19 protein-coding genes are annotated in these 16,535 nt (G+C 64.7%); 11 read left to right on the forward strand and 8 right to left on the reverse strand.

What is annotated here, in order from left to right; genetic code table 11:
• Positions 1–441: 441 nt before the first annotated feature.
• Entirely contained in the window at positions 442–1,023 is a 582-nt protein-coding gene (locus AC4FIJ_RS06845) for a TlpA family protein disulfide reductase (protein WP_490335970.1), read from the reverse strand.
• Positions 1,024–1,063: 40 nt separating this feature from the next.
• On the opposite strand from AC4FIJ_RS06845, the gene argH reads away from it, so the two are divergent.
• Genes argH through AC4FIJ_RS06870 form a run of 5 tightly spaced genes read left to right on the forward strand, consistent with a single transcriptional unit; the run spans position 1,064 to position 5,028 of the window.
• Positions 1,064–2,458, forward strand: coding sequence for an argininosuccinate lyase (gene argH, locus AC4FIJ_RS06850; protein WP_490336064.1), 1,395 nt, complete (start codon positions 1,064–1,066; stop codon positions 2,456–2,458).
• Position 2,459: 1 nt separating this feature from the next.
• The gene (locus AC4FIJ_RS06855) at positions 2,460–2,702 is read left to right on the forward strand and encodes a hypothetical protein (protein WP_490335971.1); all 243 of its coding nucleotides are present in this window, start codon (positions 2,460–2,462) and stop codon (positions 2,700–2,702) included.
• A 6-nt stretch (positions 2,703–2,708) separates the two neighbouring features.
• Complete coding sequence (gene lysA, locus AC4FIJ_RS06860; protein WP_490335972.1) at positions 2,709–3,965, forward strand: diaminopimelate decarboxylase; 1,257 nt, start codon at positions 2,709–2,711, stop codon at positions 3,963–3,965.
• Positions 3,962–4,741, forward strand: a complete 780-nt coding sequence (locus AC4FIJ_RS06865) for a precorrin-2 dehydrogenase/sirohydrochlorin ferrochelatase family protein (protein ID WP_490335973.1) — start codon at positions 3,962–3,964, stop codon at positions 4,739–4,741. Before lysA ends, AC4FIJ_RS06865 begins: the two co-directional genes overlap by 4 nt.
• Positions 4,742–4,752: 11 nt before the next feature.
• The gene (locus AC4FIJ_RS06870) at positions 4,753–5,028 is read left to right on the forward strand and encodes a hypothetical protein (RefSeq protein ID WP_490335974.1); all 276 of its coding nucleotides are present in this window, start codon (positions 4,753–4,755) and stop codon (positions 5,026–5,028) included.
• A 9-nt stretch (positions 5,029–5,037) separates the two neighbouring features.
• Here the strand turns inward: AC4FIJ_RS06870 and ruvX are convergent, their stop codons facing one another.
• From ruvX to pyrE, 7 genes are all read right to left on the reverse strand, one after another.
• Positions 5,038–5,511, reverse strand: coding sequence for a Holliday junction resolvase RuvX (gene ruvX / locus AC4FIJ_RS06875; protein WP_490335975.1), 474 nt, complete (start codon positions 5,509–5,511; stop codon positions 5,038–5,040).
• On the reverse strand, positions 5,508–6,635 hold the full coding sequence (locus AC4FIJ_RS06880) for a DUF3089 domain-containing protein (RefSeq protein ID WP_490335976.1): 1,128 nt from the start codon (positions 6,633–6,635) through the stop codon (positions 5,508–5,510). Before AC4FIJ_RS06880 ends, ruvX begins: the two co-directional genes overlap by 4 nt.
• Positions 6,636–6,668: 33 nt before the next feature.
• Positions 6,669–7,760 (reverse strand): AI-2E family transporter, encoded by a 1,092-nt coding sequence (locus tag AC4FIJ_RS06885; protein ID WP_490335977.1) that lies wholly within the window; start codon positions 7,758–7,760, stop codon positions 6,669–6,671.
• Positions 7,761–7,765: 5 nt separating this feature from the next.
• Positions 7,766–8,650, reverse strand: coding sequence for a signal peptidase I (gene lepB, locus AC4FIJ_RS06890; protein WP_490336065.1), 885 nt, complete (start codon positions 8,648–8,650; stop codon positions 7,766–7,768).
• A 77-nt stretch (positions 8,651–8,727) separates the two neighbouring features.
• The gene (gene acpS / locus AC4FIJ_RS06895; protein WP_490335978.1) at positions 8,728–9,141 is read right to left on the reverse strand and encodes a holo-ACP synthase; all 414 of its coding nucleotides are present in this window, start codon (positions 9,139–9,141) and stop codon (positions 8,728–8,730) included.
• 127 nt (positions 9,142–9,268) lie between these two features.
• Complete coding sequence (locus AC4FIJ_RS06900; RefSeq protein ID WP_490335979.1) at positions 9,269–10,015, reverse strand: pyridoxine 5'-phosphate synthase; 747 nt, start codon at positions 10,013–10,015, stop codon at positions 9,269–9,271.
• 13 nt (positions 10,016–10,028) lie between these two features.
• Positions 10,029–10,613 carry an orotate phosphoribosyltransferase gene (pyrE, locus tag AC4FIJ_RS06905; RefSeq protein WP_490336066.1) on the reverse strand — a complete coding sequence of 195 codons (585 nt, stop codon included), beginning with the start codon at positions 10,611–10,613 and terminating at the stop codon, positions 10,029–10,031.
• A 369-nt stretch (positions 10,614–10,982) separates the two neighbouring features.
• Between pyrE and coxB the strand changes: the two genes are divergently transcribed.
• The 6 genes from coxB to AC4FIJ_RS06935 all read left to right on the forward strand — a co-directional run bounded on the left by coxB (position 10,983) and on the right by AC4FIJ_RS06935 (position 16,516).
• Positions 10,983–11,999 (forward strand): cytochrome c oxidase subunit II, encoded by a 1,017-nt coding sequence (gene coxB, locus AC4FIJ_RS06910; RefSeq protein ID WP_490336067.1) that lies wholly within the window; start codon positions 10,983–10,985, stop codon positions 11,997–11,999.
• Positions 12,000–12,027: 28 nt separating this feature from the next.
• Positions 12,028–13,722 (forward strand): cytochrome c oxidase subunit I, encoded by a 1,695-nt coding sequence (gene ctaD, locus AC4FIJ_RS06915; protein ID WP_490335980.1) that lies wholly within the window; start codon positions 12,028–12,030, stop codon positions 13,720–13,722.
• 137 nt (positions 13,723–13,859) lie between these two features.
• Entirely contained in the window at positions 13,860–14,792 is a 933-nt protein-coding gene (locus tag AC4FIJ_RS06920; protein ID WP_490336068.1) for a heme o synthase, read from the forward strand.
• On the forward strand, positions 14,789–14,950 hold the full coding sequence (locus AC4FIJ_RS06925; RefSeq protein ID WP_490335981.1) for a hypothetical protein: 162 nt from the start codon (positions 14,789–14,791) through the stop codon (positions 14,948–14,950). The genes AC4FIJ_RS06920 and AC4FIJ_RS06925 overlap by 4 nt, the downstream gene beginning before the upstream one ends.
• Positions 14,951–14,953: 3 nt before the next feature.
• Complete coding sequence (locus AC4FIJ_RS06930) at positions 14,954–15,535, forward strand: cytochrome c oxidase assembly protein (RefSeq protein ID WP_490335982.1); 582 nt, start codon at positions 14,954–14,956, stop codon at positions 15,533–15,535.
• A 159-nt stretch (positions 15,536–15,694) separates the two neighbouring features.
• Positions 15,695–16,516 carry a cytochrome c oxidase subunit 3 gene (locus tag AC4FIJ_RS06935; protein WP_490335983.1) on the forward strand — a complete coding sequence of 274 codons (822 nt, stop codon included), beginning with the start codon at positions 15,695–15,697 and terminating at the stop codon, positions 16,514–16,516.
• Positions 16,517–16,535 lie beyond the last annotated feature (19 nt).

Raw genomic sequence — 16,535 nt, forward strand, 5'->3', positions numbered from 1 at the left:
CCGACCCTCTCGGTGTAAACGAGATGCTCTACCAGCTGAGCTAACCGCCCGGCGGCCTTTCGGCGCCATTACGAGGGCCGATTTAGACGCTTTTTCGCGCGCGTCAATCGGGCTCCTTTTTTCGCACTCGCAGCACGGATCGAGGAATGTCCACGTCGAAAAGTTTACTTGCTGTTAACACTTTTGGGTGAGAATGAGCAGGTAAGAGATTTGGGAATGCCCGCCGCTGAGCGGGCCACGACGGAAGGATTGGAAATGGACGAAACGTCACGCCTCGCGCGCCAGTGTGCCTACACTTTCATGGTCCTGCGCGTCGTGCCCGCGATGGTAGTCGCCACCTCGCTGGGACTGCTTTGGGTCCGCTGATCCTGCGGGCGGATTTCCGCTCGTGCGAATGAATTGACCGACCGCCGCGATCCAATCGCGGCGGTCGTTTTCATGTCATCCTTCGGCCAAAGCCAGCATCTCGGCCGTTTCGGCGCTGGTCCAGTCGTGCTCTCCGATCATGCGCCAGACTTCCTTGCCCTGCGCATCGTAATAGATCGTAAGCGGCAGTACGCCCCCGCCATAGGCGAACCCCAGATTGTTCTCGCTGTCGAGCCAGGGTTCCAGATTGGCGAATGTCTGCTCTTCGAAGAAGGGCTCCACCACTTCGGCGCCCTGCATATCCTGCGACACGGTGAGCACTTTCAGCGATCCCTCGCGCTCGCCCGCCAGCTGTTCGAGCATCGGCATCTCGAGCTTGCAGGGCCCGCACCAGGTCGCCCATAGATTGATGAGCAGCGGCTGGCCGGTGAATTCCGCCAGCTTCTTCTGCGTACCGTCGGGCAGGCTGATGCTGAAATCGGGCAGCACCTCGCCCGCATGGCTTTCGTCCATCACGCCGGCCTGCGGGGCGGGCTGGGCGCTTTGTGCGGCCTCGCCTTGCTGCGGAGCCTCGCTTTGACTATCGCACGCGCCAAGCGAGAAGGCGGCTGCGACGGCCAGCATTCCCGGCAGATAAGAAGGTGTGCGATTGAACATGGGCGATTCCGGCTCCGATAAGGGTAAGGCTGCAAACCAGATGTGGGGCGGGCGCTTTGCCGAAGGCCCGTCCGCGATCATGCGCGAGATAAACGCGTCCATCCCCTTCGACAAGGCGCTGTGGCGGCAGGATATCCGAGCGTCCAAGGCGCATGTCGCCATGCTGGGCGCGCAGGGCATCGTTTCGGCGGATGACATGAACGCGATCACCGAAGGCCTCGACAAGGTGGCCGCGGAATATGAAGCGAATGGCGTGCCCGAGAACTGGGACCTCGAAGACATCCACATGGTGACCGAGGACCGGCTGACCCAGCTGATCGGCGCAGCGGCCGGACGGCTCCACACCGCGCGCAGCCGCAACGATCAGGTGGCGACCGACTTCAAGCTTTGGGTGCGCGACGCGCTGGATCAGACCGATGCGGGGCTGGCGGCGCTGCAACGCGCACTGGTGACGCGCGCGGGCGAGCATGCGGGCAGCATCATGCCGGGCTTTACCCATCTGCAGACTGCGCAGCCGGTGACGCTGGGCCACCATCTGATGGCCTATTACGAGATGTTTCGGCGCGACCGCTCGCGCCTGATGGATGCGCGCGCGCGCATGAACGAATGTCCCTTGGGCAGCGCGGCGCTGGCGGGCACGGGCTTTCCGATCGACCGGCAGGCGACCTGCGAAGCGCTGGATTTCGCCAAGCCGACCGACAACAGCCTCGACGCCGTGTCCGACCGCGATTTCGCGCTCGACTATCTGCAGGCCGCCAGCCAGATCGCGCTGCATCTGTCGCGTCTGGCGGAGGAGCTGGTGCTATGGGCCAGCCAGCCCTTCGGCTTCGTTCGGCTGCCCGATACGCTGTCGACCGGCAGCTCGATCATGCCGCAGAAGAAGAACCCCGACGCCGCCGAACTGGTGCGCGGCCATGCGGGGCGCGTGACCGGCTGTCTGATGAGCCTGATGATGACGATGAAGGGCCTGCCGCTCGCCTATTCCAAGGACATGCAGGACGACAAGCCGCCGGTGTTCGAGGCGCATGGCCTGCTGGCGCTCTCCATCGCCGCGACCGAGGGTATGATCGCGGGCGCGACGTTCCGCACCGACCGGATGCGCAGCGCAGCGGAGCAGGGCTATGCCACCGCGACCGACCTTGCCGACTGGCTGGTGCGCGAAGGCGATATTCCTTTCCGCGAGGCGCATCACATCACCGGCGCGGCGGTCAAGCTGGCCGAGAGCCGGGGCATCGCGCTCGACGCGCTCAGCATGGACGATCTGAAAGGCATCGACGCGCGTATCGACGAGCGGGTCTACAAGGCGCTGTCGGTCGATTCCTCGGTCGCGGCGCGCGCCAGCCATGGCGGAACCGCGCCCGCGCAGGTAAGGCTGCGTGTCGCCGATGCGCGCCGCGCGCTCGGCATGCCCGAAACCGGGAACGGGGAGGACTGAGATGCGTCTCGTGATCACGCTCGCCCTTGCGGCACTGGCCGTCACCGGCTGCGCGCGCCAGACCGAATTGAAACCGGCCCCCGGCAACGACCTTCCGCCCACGCCCTATGGCGCGGCGATCCAGCCGGAGGCGGAAGAGCTGCTCGAACGCCCGGTGCAGGCTGCGCCAGAGCGCAATGTCGAGCTTCGCACGAGATCCGAACCGCGCGAGGAAGACCCGTTCGACCTCCCGCCCGAAGGCTGATTACCCTTGGACCATTTTCATTATCACAACGGCGAGCTTCATGCCGAGGACGTGCCGCTGGCGCGTATCGCGCAGCAGGTCGGCACGCCGGTCTATGTCTATTCGCGCGCGACGCTGGAACGCCATGCGCAGGTCTTCCGCGAGGGACTGAGTGAATTGCCGAGCGTGCACCTGGCCTTCGCGGTGAAATCCAACCCCAACCTCGCGGTGCTGAAGGTGCTGAAGGAGCAGGGCTTCGGCGCCGATGTCGTGTCCGAGGGCGAGATGCGCCGCGCGCTGGCGGCGGGCATTCCCGCGGCGGATATCGTGTTCTCGGGCGTCGGCAAGACGCGCCGTGAACTGGCCGCCGCGCTTGAGGCGCGTATCGGGCAGTTCAATCTGGAGTCCGAGGAAGAGGGCGAGGAGCTTGCTGCGCTGGCCGCCGAACGCGGCGTGACGGCGCCCTGTGCGCTGCGCGTGAACCCCGATGTCGAGGCGGGGACCCATGCCAAGATCTCGACCGGCAAGGCCGAGAACAAGTTCGGCGTGCCCTATGACCGCGCTGCGGAAATGTTCGATCGGCTGGCGCGCCTGCCCGGCATGAACCTGCGCGGGCTGGCGGTGCATATCGGCAGCCAGTTGCAGAGCCTCGAGCCGCTGGAGGCCGCCTTCACCCGCATGGGTGCGCTGATGGAGGCGATACGCGCCGAGGGGCACCACATCACCCACATGGACCTGGGCGGCGGCGTCGGCGTCCCCTACCGCGAGGGCGAGCAATTTCCGTCGCCCGCCGATTATGGCGCGATGGTCGCGCGGATCTGCAAGGATTGGAACGTCACGCTGATGTTCGAGCCGGGGCGCGTCATTACCGGCAATTCGGGCGTGCTCGTCACCGAAGTCATCCGCGTCAAGCAAGGCGTCACCGCGCCCTTCGTGGTGGTCGATGCGGCGATGAACGATCTTGCGCGCCCCGCCATGTATGATGCGTGGCACGATTTCGCCGCCGTGCGGCCCACGAATGAGAGCTTTACCGCCAGCGTCGTCGGCCCGATCTGCGAATCGAGCGACGTCTTTGCCAAGGACCGAGACGTCGATGCGGTAAAGGCGGGCGACCTCGCCGTGTTCCGCACCGCTGGCGCCTATGGCGCGACGATGGCGAACACCTACAACTCGCGCCCTTTGGTGCCCGAGGTACTGGTCAGCGGCGACAGGTTCGCGGTGGTGGCGGACCGGATCGACCCGGCGGCCATCCTCGCCGCCGAGCGCGTGCCGGACTGGCTGTGAACTCGCTGCCGCTCTTCCACCGCATCGCGGATCGCAAGGTCGTGGTGCTGGGCATGGGCGAGGCGGCAGATGCCAAGCGCCGGCTGGTCGAGCGGGCAGGCGGCATCTGCGTGGGCGAGGCGGAGGCGCATCATGCGCAGCTGGCTTTCGTGGTCCTGGACGACGAGGTTGAGGCGAAGGCCGCGGCGATGCGGCTGCGGGGCAAAGGCCTGATCGTCAATGTGACCGACCGGCCAGCCTTGTGCGATTTTACCGTCCCCTCGATCGTCGACCGCGATCCGGTGATTGTGGCGGTCGGCACCGGTGGCGCATCGGCAGGCATGGCAAAGATGCTGCGGTTGCGGCTCGAACGGTTCCTGCCCCAGACTTTGGGCTTGCTGGCGCGGCAATTATCGGCGGGCCGGGACATGATCCGCGCGCGCTTTCCCACCGCGGACCAGCGGCGGCGCGCGCTGGATGCGGCCCTGCGCGAGGGCGGTCCGCTCGATCCGATGGCCACCCATGACGGGAATGCCGTCGCGCGCTGGCTGGAAGGCGAAAGCGCGGACGCCGAGCGGGGACGATATGAGATCGTGCTGCGATCGGACGACCCGGACGACCTTACCCTGCGCGAGGCAAGATGGCTGGGCGGGGCGGATGTCGTCGTGCACGATCCCGACGTGCCGCAATCGATACTCGTCCGCGCCCGCGCCGACGCCGTGCGCCTGCCGAGCGAGGAAAACGGCCCGGCATTAGCGCCCGATGCATTGACGATTGCGATTCGAAAGAAGCGATAAAGTATCAGACTATGTCACTTGATATTGCGCGGCATTCGATCCTCGGCAAAGCGCTGCGCATGGAAGTGAACACGCCTGACGGGGCCGACGATCCCGAAGCTCTTCGTCACGCCGCCAATAATTGCCGGCACATGCTGCAGGTCCTCGAGCGCAAGCTCGCGGAGGCGGACGCCTTTCTGCGCGAGGGCGAGCCCGACCGTTGCCGTCAGGTTCTGGGCTATTTGCAGCAGGCGTTTCCCGAAGTGATCGCGGCACTCGATCCCGGCCGTCATCGCAATCCGAACTAGCCCGGCAGTTCAATCCAGTCCGGGCGCGGACAGGGCGTCGATCGCGGCCTGAAGAATGATTGCGGCCGCATGGCTGTCGATCCGCTCCGCACGGCGGGCGCGGCTCATGTCCTGCTCGATCATGGCGCGTTCTGCGCCCGCGGTGGACAGGCGCTCGTCCCACAGCAGGATCGGCAGCGCGAACGCGGCGTCGAGGTTGCGGGCGAGTGCGCGCGCGGCCTGAGCGCGCGGGCCCTCGCTGCCGTCCATGTTCTTGGCAAGGCCGATCACGATCCCCGCCACCTTGCGCTGGGTTATCTGCGCCGCGAGCGCCTCTTTCAACGCGCCGAACTTGCCGCGCGGCATTGTCTTGCCCGCCGTCGCGAATCGCCAGCCCGCATCGCACAGCGCCACGCCGACCGTCTTCGTACCCGGATCCAGCCCGATCAGCATGCCGCCATCGGGAAGCGCGTCGGAAAATGCGCGCGCGGTCTCGACGATCATGACGCTGCCGGAACGGCCTTTGCGTAACCCGCCTCGCGCCGCGCCACGTCGGCGCGCAGATTGGCCCAGAACAGCGGTATGTCATAGACGTGGTAATTATTGCCGGGCAGCACGGCATTGCCCATCTCTGGCGGATCGCCGATCAGCAATATGCCGCGCGGATCGCATTTGGCGGGCACCGCGCCGGTGACGATGCGGCCTCCGGTCAGGCCTTCGTCGGGCACCAGCGTCCCCAGATTGTCCTCCATCGGCGCTTCGCCGCCGACGCCGCCGGTCAGCGGGTTCGAGCACAGCACGTTTTCGGGCAGCTTGGGCACGCCGTCGAGGTCGGGGCCGCGTGCATAGGCCTCCAGCAAAGCTTCCGGATTGGCGGGGTCGGCAAAGCTCTGCCAGCTCATCACGCAGCCGGCCTGTGCGGGCGTGGCGCAAGCGGGCATGCCCATCGCGGGAAGGTCGACCTCGGTCGATACCGGCCAGCCGATCACATAGGCCGCCACTATCCGCGAGGCGAGCGGCGTGCCGGCGACCTTCTCCTTGATCAGGCGGATCAGGTGCAGCGATCCCTGGCTGTGACCCGCAAGCACGATGGGTGCATCCTGCGGGATCGACTGGACGAAATAGTCGAAGGCCTGCGCCACATCGGCATAGGCGGCATCGACGGCGCGCTTCGCCTGAGGCTTTTGCGTCAGGAAAGCGCCCACGGCGGCCTGCCGGTAGCGCGGCGCCCACAGCTGGATCGAGCGATTGAACGGGCTGGCCATGCCGCGCACGAATAATTCGGCCCCGCTGCGGCCGTCCGCATCGTCCAGCGGCGCGTTCCAGTGGTCGGTCGCGGTATAGCTGGTCGGGTGAACGAAAAACACCGCGCTGTCGGATGCGCCCCCTTCTTCGACGAAGCCTTCGGGCAGGAACCTGGCGGGATTGCTTTCGCCCATGCCCGGACGCGAAATCCACATCGCCGGGTCTTCATAGGCATTGTCCTGCAACGCGGCCTGTTCCTCGAACTCGCCCGAGGGAACAAATACGAGTTCGGTCAGCTCGCGCGACCAGAAGCTGAGCGCGATGCCGCCCGCGATGACCACCACCACCAGAAACGCGATGACGTAGAGAAACTTGCGCGCCATTAATAACCCTTGTTCGCTAACCTTGGTGTTCGCCTAAACCGGCCTGAAGCTCCGCTCGGCCTCGATGTCGTTGAAGTCATCTTTCCGGCTGTGGTCCGAGCGATATTCCAGCATGACCTTGATCATCGCGATCAGCGGATCCGCCAGTGCCAGCCCGAGTATGCCGAACAGCACACCCAGCACGAGCTGCCCGGCCAGCACCAGCGCGGGGGCGAGGTCGACCGTCTTCTTCGCGATCATCGGAATGACGATATAGCCGTCGAAGGTCTGGACCACGAAATAGACCCCCACGCAATAAAGCGCCATGTCGACGCCGCCCGAAAAGCCGACCAGCACCATCAGCAGGCCTGAGATCAGCGCCCCGATATTGGGAATGAAGGCCAGCAATCCGGTCAATAGCCCGAGCAGCGAAGCCAGCGGCACGCCATACAGGGCAAGCGCGGCCCAGGTGAGCAGGCCTTCGAAAACCATGCCGACCAGACGGCCGAACATCAGCCGGCGCAGCGAGTATCCCATCTGCGCCGCCATCTCGAAAAACGCCTCGCGGCGGCTGTCAGGCACCATCCATGCCACGCCGCGCTCGTAGAGATTGGGTTCCAGCGCGACATAGATGCCGATGATGAGGATAAGGAAGAGAGTGGTTAATCCGCCGATGATACCGCCGACCGCGCTGGTCAGCTGACCGATGCTGCCCGCTGCCTGTTCGGCGAGGCTGCGAAATTCTTCGGCGCGGATCTCGATCCCCTGTTCGCGCAGCCATGCGAACAGGCGAAGTGCCTGATCCTCGACCAAAGCCGGAAACTGCGCCGCTTCCTCGGCCAGCGACGTGCCGGCGAAGATGGCAACCCAAACGATGAAGGCCGCGCCCAGCAGCAGCGCGATGGCGACGCGCCATACCCGCGCGATCGGCAGGACGCGCCCCAGCAGCCGCGCGCCGCCGTCGATGATCGCGGCCAGCACAAGCCCGCCGAACACGACCAGCAGAGCCTGCGACATGTAGATGGCGATGCCGACCAGCGCGACGACCCAGACCCAGACCAGCGCCCGGCGCGCCTCGAACCGCAGGCGCGGATCGGCGATGCGAGTGGGGCTGGCCGTTTGCGGATGCGGATCGCTGTCGTCCATCGGTCCTATCCCCCCATTCGTTGCATGGCCGGCTCACCTGCTGCGACCGGCCTTATAACCGGACGCAGAGTGCGCCATGCGCGTTCGGTGCGCAAGCCGCTCCACCATGAAAGCGGGTTCCACGATTCGCTGCCGTCGAGCGAGAAAGTGATGAACTCGGCGCGTCCACCGACGTCCGCAAGCGGCACCGGCCCGCCAAGGCCAAGCCCGGGCCGCATTTCGCGGCTGTCCGCCGAATGATCGCGATTATCCCCCATCAGGAACACATGATCGGCGGGCACGGTGATTTCCGGCCTGTTGTCGAGCGACTGGTTCAGATGATCGATGACCAGATAGCTGGCCCCGTTGGGTAGCGTTTCGCGCCATGTCGGCGGCTCGTAGACCTCGCGCCCGCTGGGCAGGCGCACGCGGAAACGCTCGAACGCCTCAAGACAGGGGCGGCCGTCGCACCATTGCGAATCGTCGGTATCCAGCTGAATCGGCGGCTCGACCTCTTGCGGAACGGGCTCGCCGTTCAGGATGATCTGCCCGCGCCGCACCGCGATCCGGTCGCCCGGAAGGGCCACCACGCGCTTGATCCAGTCCTCATTCGCGTAAGGGGGCGAGACGATGACGATGTCGCCATATTCGGGCGTGCCCGCCATCACGCGCGTCGCCGAACGCGGCAATACGTGGAACGAGGCCGACACCCAGCTCCAGCCATAGGGATATTTCGACACGATCAGCCTGTCCCCGACAAGCAGGTTGGGCATCATGGATCCGCTGGGGATGTAGAAGGGCTTGGCCACCAGCGAATGGAACGCCAGCACGGCCAGCAGCATCGCGGCCAGTCCTGCCGCCTCCTGCAGCCAGTTCACGCGTTCGCGGGCGGGGGCGTCGATCGGTTCGATACTATTGGCGGACCGGGTCGTCTGCGCAGGGCGCGAATTGAACCGCAGGCCTTGGCGCCAGTCGGGGCGGGGGCTGTTCACGGCGCGTTCGCCAGCAGGCGGGCCTCGATCACGACGAAGGCCTGCGCCCAGGGATGGTCGTCGGTCAGCGTTAGATGGACGATCGCCTCGTGTCCGGCGGGAGTCAGTTCGGCCAGCCGCGCCGCCGCCCCGCCTTCAAGCGCGAGAATCGGCGCGCCCGACGGCGCGTTCACCACGCCGATGTCCTTCATGAACACGCCGCGCTTGAAGCCCGTGCCGACCGCCTTGGAGAACGCCTCCTTCGCGGCGAAGCGCTTTGCATAGGTGCCGGCGCGGGTGAAGGGACGGCGCGCAGCCTTGGTCCGTTCGATCTCGGTAAAGACGCGCAGCTCGAACCGCTCGCCGAACCGGTCCAGCGAGTTCTGGATCCGCTCGATATTGCAGAGGTCGGAGCCCATGCCGATGATCATGCGAAGCCACCGATGAAAAGCAGTGAACCGGGGCGCGAAGCGACTCCCGCAAGGCCAAACGGCCGCCGCTTATGCGGCAAAGCCAAGCGGGCCGGATGGCCCGCGCCCGGCGTTTGAGGGGCAAAGATCAACGGGCCTCGTCCATAAGTTCGCGCATCCGGCGCACGGCACTTTCAAGTCCGACGAAAACCGCCTCGCCGATCAGGTAATGGCCGATGTTCAGTTCGGCCAGCTGCGGGATGGCCGCGATCGGCTGGACATTCTCATAGGTCAGCCCGTGGCCCGCATGGGGTTCGATCCCGTTCTTTGCCGCCAGTGCCGCCATGTCGGCAATACGCTTCAGCTCGCGGGCGCGTTCCTCGCCGATGGCATGGGCGTATTCACCGGTGTGGAATTCCACCACCGGGACGCCCAGACGCAAGGCAGCCTCAAGCTGTCGTTCCTCCGCCTCGATGAACAGCGAAACGCGGATGCCCGCATCGGCAAGCCGCGACACGATGGGCGCCAGCCTGTTGTGCTGGCCCGCCGCGTCGAGCCCGCCTTCGGTGGTGCGTTCCTCGCGCTTTTCAGGGACGATGCAGGCGGCATGCGGGGCATGCGACAGCGCGATAGCCAGCATCTCTTCTGTCGCCGCCATCTCCAGGTTGAGCGGAAGACCGGTGGCCGACTGGATGCGCGACAGGTCGCCGTCGCGGATATGGCGCCTGTCCTCGCGCAGATGCGCGGTGATGCCGTCGCCGCCGACCGCCGCGACGATCTCCGCCGCGCGAACGGGATCGGGATGATCTCCGCCGCGCGCATTACGGATGGTCGCGACGTGATCGATATTCACGCCCAGCCTGAGGGCATGCGGCGCTGGTCCGGAGGCGGTCACCGAAGGATCTCCGTCAGGGCTTCTTGCGACTGCCCGGCTTCTCGACCGGGATCGCGGCAAGCTCGGCAGGCACCTCGTCATCGGCATAGGTCGGGAAGGAAAGCGAGACGAGCGCGTGATAGGGGATGTCGAATTCGACCTTGCCGCCCGAACGGTCGACCAGCGAACAGATGCCGACGACCTTGCCGCCCGCGTCCTCGACCGCCTTGATCGCCTCGCGGCTGGACAGGCCGGTGGTGACGACGTCCTCGACCATCAGGATCTTCTCGCCCGGCTGGATGTCGAACCCGCGGCGAAGTTCGAACGTGCCGGTGGGACGCTCTACGAAGATGGCGTCGACCTGGAGCGCGCGGCCCATTTCGTGCCCGATGATGATCCCGCCCATCGCGGGCGAGACGACCTTTTCGATCTTGCCGCGCAGGTCGCGGGGGAGGGCGGCGGCCAGCGCCAGCGCCAGCCGTCCGGCGCGGTCGGGGCTCATCAGCACGCGCGCGCATTGCAGGTAATGGGCGCTGTGGCGGCCCGACGACAGCAGGAAGTGCCCTTCGAGCAATGCGCCGGCGGCGCGAAATTCCGACAGGACCTCGTCTTCGTTCATCATTCCTCGTCCAATAGGCGCTGCGACAGCGGCGGGCGTGATCCCGCGCATGCACCGTGCCCCTATATAAGGAGCATGCGACAGGGCGTCCTGTCCCGGCAGCGAAACGGGTGGCCGCCAGATGGCAAAAAGCCGGCGGAATGCAAGCTTAATCAAAAATATCCCCTAGAGGTGCTTGAGGACGCCCGCAAGCGCGCGTATAGGCCCCCCAAGTCTTGCCCCTTCGGGCAGGCCCGATGGCATGTTATTCGTGCTATTCGCGTGGATATGTACCACGTTTCAGTTCAGTCAGCCCGCCGATTGGGATGGCAGTTTAACGACTGCCCGACCGGGGTGGGAACGGGATCAGGGAAAGCGATCTTGACAGTCATGGGAATCCGCCGCGCAGCCCAGTACGCGACCTTCGCGGGCGCAGCCTTGATGGTTTCGGCAGGCACCGCATTGGCCGCCGCCGCCGAAGCCACCGCGCTGCCGGAAGATGCCGTCGTGGGCGGTTACGTCCCGATGAAACCGACCGAGGGCAAGGGCATGCCGACCCCGGGCGCCATCGGCTTTCAGGAGCAGTTTTCGCCGATCGGCGAATACGGTCAGTGGATGCACAATGCCGTGCTGATGCCGATCATCACGGCCATCTCGCTCCTGGTTCTGCTTCTTCTCCTGTGGGTGGTCGTCCGTTATCGGACGAAGGCCAATCCCAAGCCCTCGCGCACCAGCCACAACACGCTGATCGAAGTGGTCTGGACGCTGCTGCCGGTTCTGGTGCTTCTGGGCATTGCGGTGCCGTCGATGCGCCTGCTGGCGAGCCAGTACGAGACCGCGCCCGAAGGCGCGCTGACGGTCAAGGTTACCGGCTATCAGTGGTACTGGGGCTATACCTATCCCGACTACGGCGGTTTCGAGGTCATCTCGAACATGCTGCCCGAGGATGAGGCGCTTGCCAACGGTGAACCGACCCAGCTCGCGGTGGATAAGCGGATGGTCGTGCCGGCAGGCGTTCCGATCCGTATCCAGACCATCGGCGCGGACGTGATCCACTCGTTCGCGGTTCCCTCGCTCTGGTTCAAGCTGGACGCCGTTCCGGGCCGCCTGAACGAGAAGGTGATGTTCATCGAAGAACCGGGTGTCTATTACGGCCAGTGCATGGAACTGTGCGGCGCGCGTCACGGCTTCATGCCGATCGCGGTCGAGGCATTGCCCCGTGACAAATTCGAACAATGGGTTCTGGAACAGCCGGGCGGCACGCTTGGCGAACCGGCGATGACGGACGTCAACATGCCGGTCCAGGAGCCCGAATCGGCTGTTCCCGGCGCAGCGGGGGCTCCGCGCCCCGACAGCGCGCTTGAGGAAGACGTCGATGCCGCAGAGCCGGCGCCGACCGCAGCCTGACAGATTTTACGGATAGGGTACCAAGACGATGGCCACGACCGCCCCTGAAACCTTCCCGGTCCACGAGGACGCGCATCACGATGCGCACGCGGATCACAAGCCGGCGTTCTTCCAGCGCTGGTTCATGTCGACGAACCATAAGGACATCGGCACCCTCTACCTGATCTTCTCGATCTTCGCGGCCATCGTCGGCGGCGGCATTTCGGGCATCATGCGTATGGAGCTGGCCGAACCGGGTATCCAGTACCTGGGCGCGGTTCACGAGTTTCTCGGCGGCGCGGCTGGCGATTTCGACGGTTCGCTCCACCTGTGGAACGTGCTGATCACGGCGCACGGCCTGATCATGGTGTTCTTCGTGGTCATGCCCGCCATGATCGGCGGGTTTGCCAACTGGTTCGTTCCGATCATGATCGGCGCGCCCGACATGGCGTTCCCGCGCATGAACAATATCAGCTTCTGGCTGACCTTCATGGGCTTCTGCTCGCTGATGATGAGCGCGTTCATGCCTGGTGGTACCGGCATGGGCGCAGGCACCGGCTGGACCGTTTATGCCCCGCTTTCGACCACGGGTTCGCCCGGACCGGCGGTGGACTTCGGCATCTTCGCGCTCCACCTTGCGGGTGCGGGCTCGATCATGGGTGCGATCAACTTCATCACGACCATCTTCAACATGCGCGCACCGGGCATGAGCCTGCACAAGATGCCGCTGTTCGTGTGGTCGGTTCTGGTCACGGCGTTCCTGCTGCTGCTCGCGCTTCCGGTGCTGGCCGCGGCGATCACGATGCTGCTGACCGATCGTAACTTCAACACCACCTTCTTCACCCCGCAGGGTGGCGGTGACCCGATCCTGTACCAGCACCTGTTCTGGTTCTTCGGTCACCCCGAAGTGTACATCATGATCCTGCCGGGCTTCGGCATCATCTCGCAGATCATCTCGACCTTCAGCCGCAAGCCGGTGTTCGGCTACCTCGGCATGGCCTACGCCATGGTCGCGATCGGCGTCGTCGGCTTCATCGTGTGGGCGCACCACATGTACACCGTCGGCCTGTCGGTTAACGAGAAGATGTATTTCACCGCTGCGACCATGGTGATCGCGGTGCCGACCGGCGTGAAGATCTTCAGCTGGATCGCCACGATGTGGGGCGGTTCGCTGCGCTTCGCCTCGCCGATGTGGTGGGCGCTGGGCTTCATCTTCCTGTTCACCGTTGGCGGCGTGACCGGTGTGGTGCTGGCCAATGGCGGCATCGACGACAATCTGCACGACAGCTATTACGTTGTGGCGCACTTCCACTACGTGCTGTCGCTGGGCGCCGTGACCGCGATGTTCGCCGGCTGGTACTACTGGTTCCCCAAGATGTTCGGCGTCTGGCACTCGGAGCTTCTGTCGAAGCTGCAGTTCATCGTCTTCTTCGTGGGCGTGAACACGCTGTTCTTCCCGATGCACTTCCTGGGCATGAACGGCATGCCCCGCCGCTATCCCGACTACACCCCGGCTTTCGAGCTGTGGAACTGGGTCGCGACCAAGGGTTACGAGATCATGGCGGTGAGCATCGTGATCTTCTTCGCCAACATCCTGTACGCGATCATCGTGCGCAAGAAGGCGGAAGGTAACTATTGGGGCGAAGGTGCGACGACGCTGGAGTGGACGCTGTCCTCGCCCCCGCCGTTCCACCAGTTCGAGACCCTGCCGGTGATCGACGACAAGGCGGGCGCCGCTCACTAAGGCCCTCGGGCCGGGGTCAGGGCGCCGTCCTGACCAGAGAATCAGGGGGGCGTCGATGGAGCAGCGGCTCCGTCACGCTCCCCTTCGCTTATCGCGGGTCTGGCTGAACGGACCTTTAGGGAACTATCATGGCAAGCATGGCCAACACCGAAGACAGCATCGCGGCGGGCATTGCCCTGCCTGCGGACTGGCGCGATTTCGTCGCGCTGACAAAGCCGCGCGTGATGTCGCTGGTGGTGTTCACTGGCCTGTGCGGATTGCTGGCGGCACCGGGCGCGATCCATCCGATCATCGGCTTTACCGCCATCCTGTGCATCGCATTCGGCGCAGGCGGCGCGGCGGCCCTGAACCAGTGGTACGAGGCCGACATCGACGGCCAGATGAAACGCACCGCAGGCCGTCCGATCCCAGCCGGCCGGATGGACCGCGATAATGCGCGCGATTTCGGAATCGCACTTTCCGCCGGCTCGGTCATGGTGATGGGCCTTGGCGTGGGCTGGCTGGCAGCGGCCCTGCTGGCGTTTTCGATTCTCTATTATGCCGTGGTCTATACGATGTGGCTCAAGCCGCGGACGCCGCAGAACATCGTCGTGGGCGGCGGTGCAGGGGCGTTCCCGCCGCTGATCGGCTGGGTAGCGGTGACGGGCGACATCACGCTCATGCCGATCCTGCTGTTCGCGATCATCTTCATGTGGACGCCGCCGCATTTCTGGGCGCTCGCCATGTTCGTGAAGACCGATTACGCGCGCGTCGGCATCCCGATGATGCCCGTCGTCGCGGGTGAGGTTTCGACCCGCCGCCAGATCCTTGCCTATGCGGTCGCACTCGCGCCTGTTGCGCTCGCGCCCTGGTTCGTGAGCGGGGCGGGCATTGTCTATGCGATCAGTGCTGCCGCGCTGTCGGCCATGTTCATTGCGCTCTCGGTCCCGGTCGGACTACGCCGCTCGCAGCCCGACGATACGATGAAGCCGGAAAAGCGCCTGTTCGGGTTCAGCATCCTTTATCTGTTCGCATTGTTCGGCGCGCTGGTGATCGATCGGCTGCTCGCGCAGGCGGGGATCATCGCATGACCGTGCCGCATGGGACCGAAAGCGAAACCGACCGCGAAAAGCTGACGCGCGAGATTCGCGTGCGGCAAAAGGCGCGCAATATCGCGTTGGGCCTGTTTCTCGGCGGGTTGGTGGTTCTGTTCTTCCTTCTCACCATTGTTCGATTTCCGACGAGTTGATCCATGGCACAGACAATCGCCCCATCCGGAAATGGCCCGAACCGGCCGCGCATGGCTCAGAACACGCGCACCGGTCTGATCTTCCTCGGTGTTGCGCTGGCGATGCTGGCGCTGGGTTATGCAGCCGTGCCGCTCTATCGCATGTTCTGTCAGGTAACGGGCATCGACGGCACGACGCAAAGGGCCAGCGCCGCGCAGGCTTCGGCCGTTCAGGCGACCGGGCAGCGGATCTCGGTTCGATTCGACGGCAATGTCGCCAATGGCCTGCCGTGGACGTTCCGCCCGATGCAGACGACCAGCAATGTCGTCATCGGCGAGAAGGCGCTTGCGAAGTACGAGGCGCGGAACAATGCGGCGCGCGACATCACGGGAACGGCGGTGTTCAACGTCAGCCCTGTGCAGGCGGGCAAATATTTCACCAAGATCGAATGCTTCTGCTTTACCGAGCAGACGCTGAAGCCGGGACAGGACGTCGAGATGCCGGTCATCTATTATGTCGATCCCGCGATCCTGGAAGATCCGGATACGAAGGATATTGAGCAGATCACGTTGAGCTACAGCTTTTACGAAAGCGAGCGGCTCTAGCGGCGCCGGATACTCTATTCGGCATCGCAGGCGTAAAGCCTCTGGACCATTGGGGGTCCGCTGGCTAAAGCGCGGCGCTAAGGTTTGGGTTTGCATGCGGCGCAGCTGTGCCGTTCACGCGAACCGTTTGGGCGATCAGTTAAGGGAAGACACGCGACAATGGCCGGCACCAAGAACCACGATTATCATATCCTGCCGACCGACCCCTGGCCGTTTCTCACCTCGTTCTCAGCGCTGGTGATGACCTCGGGTCTGGCGTTCTTCATGCACGATTACCCGTTCGGCACCTATTTGCTGATCGCGGGTCTGATCGGGCTGATCATTTCGATGTTCAGCTGGTTCGGCAACATCATCAAGGAAGCGCGTGCCGGCGATCACACGCCGGTGGTCCAGCTTCACCAGCGCTATGGCATGATCCTGTTCATCGCGTCCGAAGTGATGTTCTTCGTCGGCTGGTTCTGGGCGTTCTTCGACTTCTCGCTGTTCCCCAGCACGCTGGCCGAATCGGTCGATGGCGTGTGGCCGCCCGCCGCAATCGAGGCGGTGATGGATCCGTTCGACCTGCCGCTGCTCAACACCCTCATCCTGCTGTGTTCCGGTACCACGGTCACCTGGGCGCACCACTCGCTGATCCACGGCGACCGCGAAGGGCTGAAGCAGGGCCTGTGGCTGACGGTCATCCTCGGCGTGCTGTTCAGCATGATCCAGGCTTACGAGTACATGCACGCGCCGTTCCCCTTTGGCGAGAACACCTATGGCTCGGTCTTCTACATGGCGACCGGTTTCCACGGCTTCCACGTCATCGTCGGCACCATCATGCTGATCGTCTGCCTCGTGCGCGCCTACAAGGGCGATTTTACCCCGCGTCAGCATTTCGGTTTCGAGGCAGCCGCCTGGTACTGGCACTTCGTCGACGTCGTCTGGCTGTTCCTGTTCATTGCCGTCTACGTCTGGGGCGGCTGGGGTGCCACGATCCATTGATAACGATGAAGCGCCGGCG

It is taken from the genome of Croceicoccus sp., from assembly GCF_983967925.1.

Coding starts and splice junctions, on each gene's coding strand:
- AC4FIJ_RS06845 (WP_490335970.1), bottom strand. CDS start 1,023: ATGTTCAATCGCACACCTTCTTATCTGCCGGGAATGCTGGCCGTCGCA.
- argH (WP_490336064.1), top strand. CDS start 1,064: ATGTGGGGCGGGCGCTTTGCCGAAGGCCCGTCCGCGATCATGCGCGAG.
- AC4FIJ_RS06855 (WP_490335971.1), top strand. CDS start 2,460: ATGCGTCTCGTGATCACGCTCGCCCTTGCGGCACTGGCCGTCACCGGC.
- AC4FIJ_RS06870 (WP_490335974.1), top strand. CDS start 4,753: ATGTCACTTGATATTGCGCGGCATTCGATCCTCGGCAAAGCGCTGCGC.
- ruvX (WP_490335975.1), bottom strand. CDS start 5,511: ATGATCGTCGAGACCGCGCGCGCATTTTCCGACGCGCTTCCCGATGGC.
- AC4FIJ_RS06880 (WP_490335976.1), bottom strand. CDS start 6,635: ATGGCGCGCAAGTTTCTCTACGTCATCGCGTTTCTGGTGGTGGTGGTC.
- AC4FIJ_RS06885 (WP_490335977.1), bottom strand. CDS start 7,760: ATGGACGACAGCGATCCGCATCCGCAAACGGCCAGCCCCACTCGCATC.
- acpS (WP_490335978.1), bottom strand. CDS start 9,141: ATGATCATCGGCATGGGCTCCGACCTCTGCAATATCGAGCGGATCCAG.
- pyrE (WP_490336066.1), bottom strand. CDS start 10,613: ATGAACGAAGACGAGGTCCTGTCGGAATTTCGCGCCGCCGGCGCATTG.
- coxB (WP_490336067.1), top strand. CDS start 10,983: ATGGGAATCCGCCGCGCAGCCCAGTACGCGACCTTCGCGGGCGCAGCC.
- ctaD (WP_490335980.1), top strand. CDS start 12,028: ATGGCCACGACCGCCCCTGAAACCTTCCCGGTCCACGAGGACGCGCAT.
- AC4FIJ_RS06920 (WP_490336068.1), top strand. CDS start 13,860: ATGGCCAACACCGAAGACAGCATCGCGGCGGGCATTGCCCTGCCTGCG.
- AC4FIJ_RS06925 (WP_490335981.1), top strand. CDS start 14,789: ATGACCGTGCCGCATGGGACCGAAAGCGAAACCGACCGCGAAAAGCTG.
- AC4FIJ_RS06930 (WP_490335982.1), top strand. CDS start 14,954: ATGGCACAGACAATCGCCCCATCCGGAAATGGCCCGAACCGGCCGCGC.
- AC4FIJ_RS06935 (WP_490335983.1), top strand. CDS start 15,695: ATGGCCGGCACCAAGAACCACGATTATCATATCCTGCCGACCGACCCC.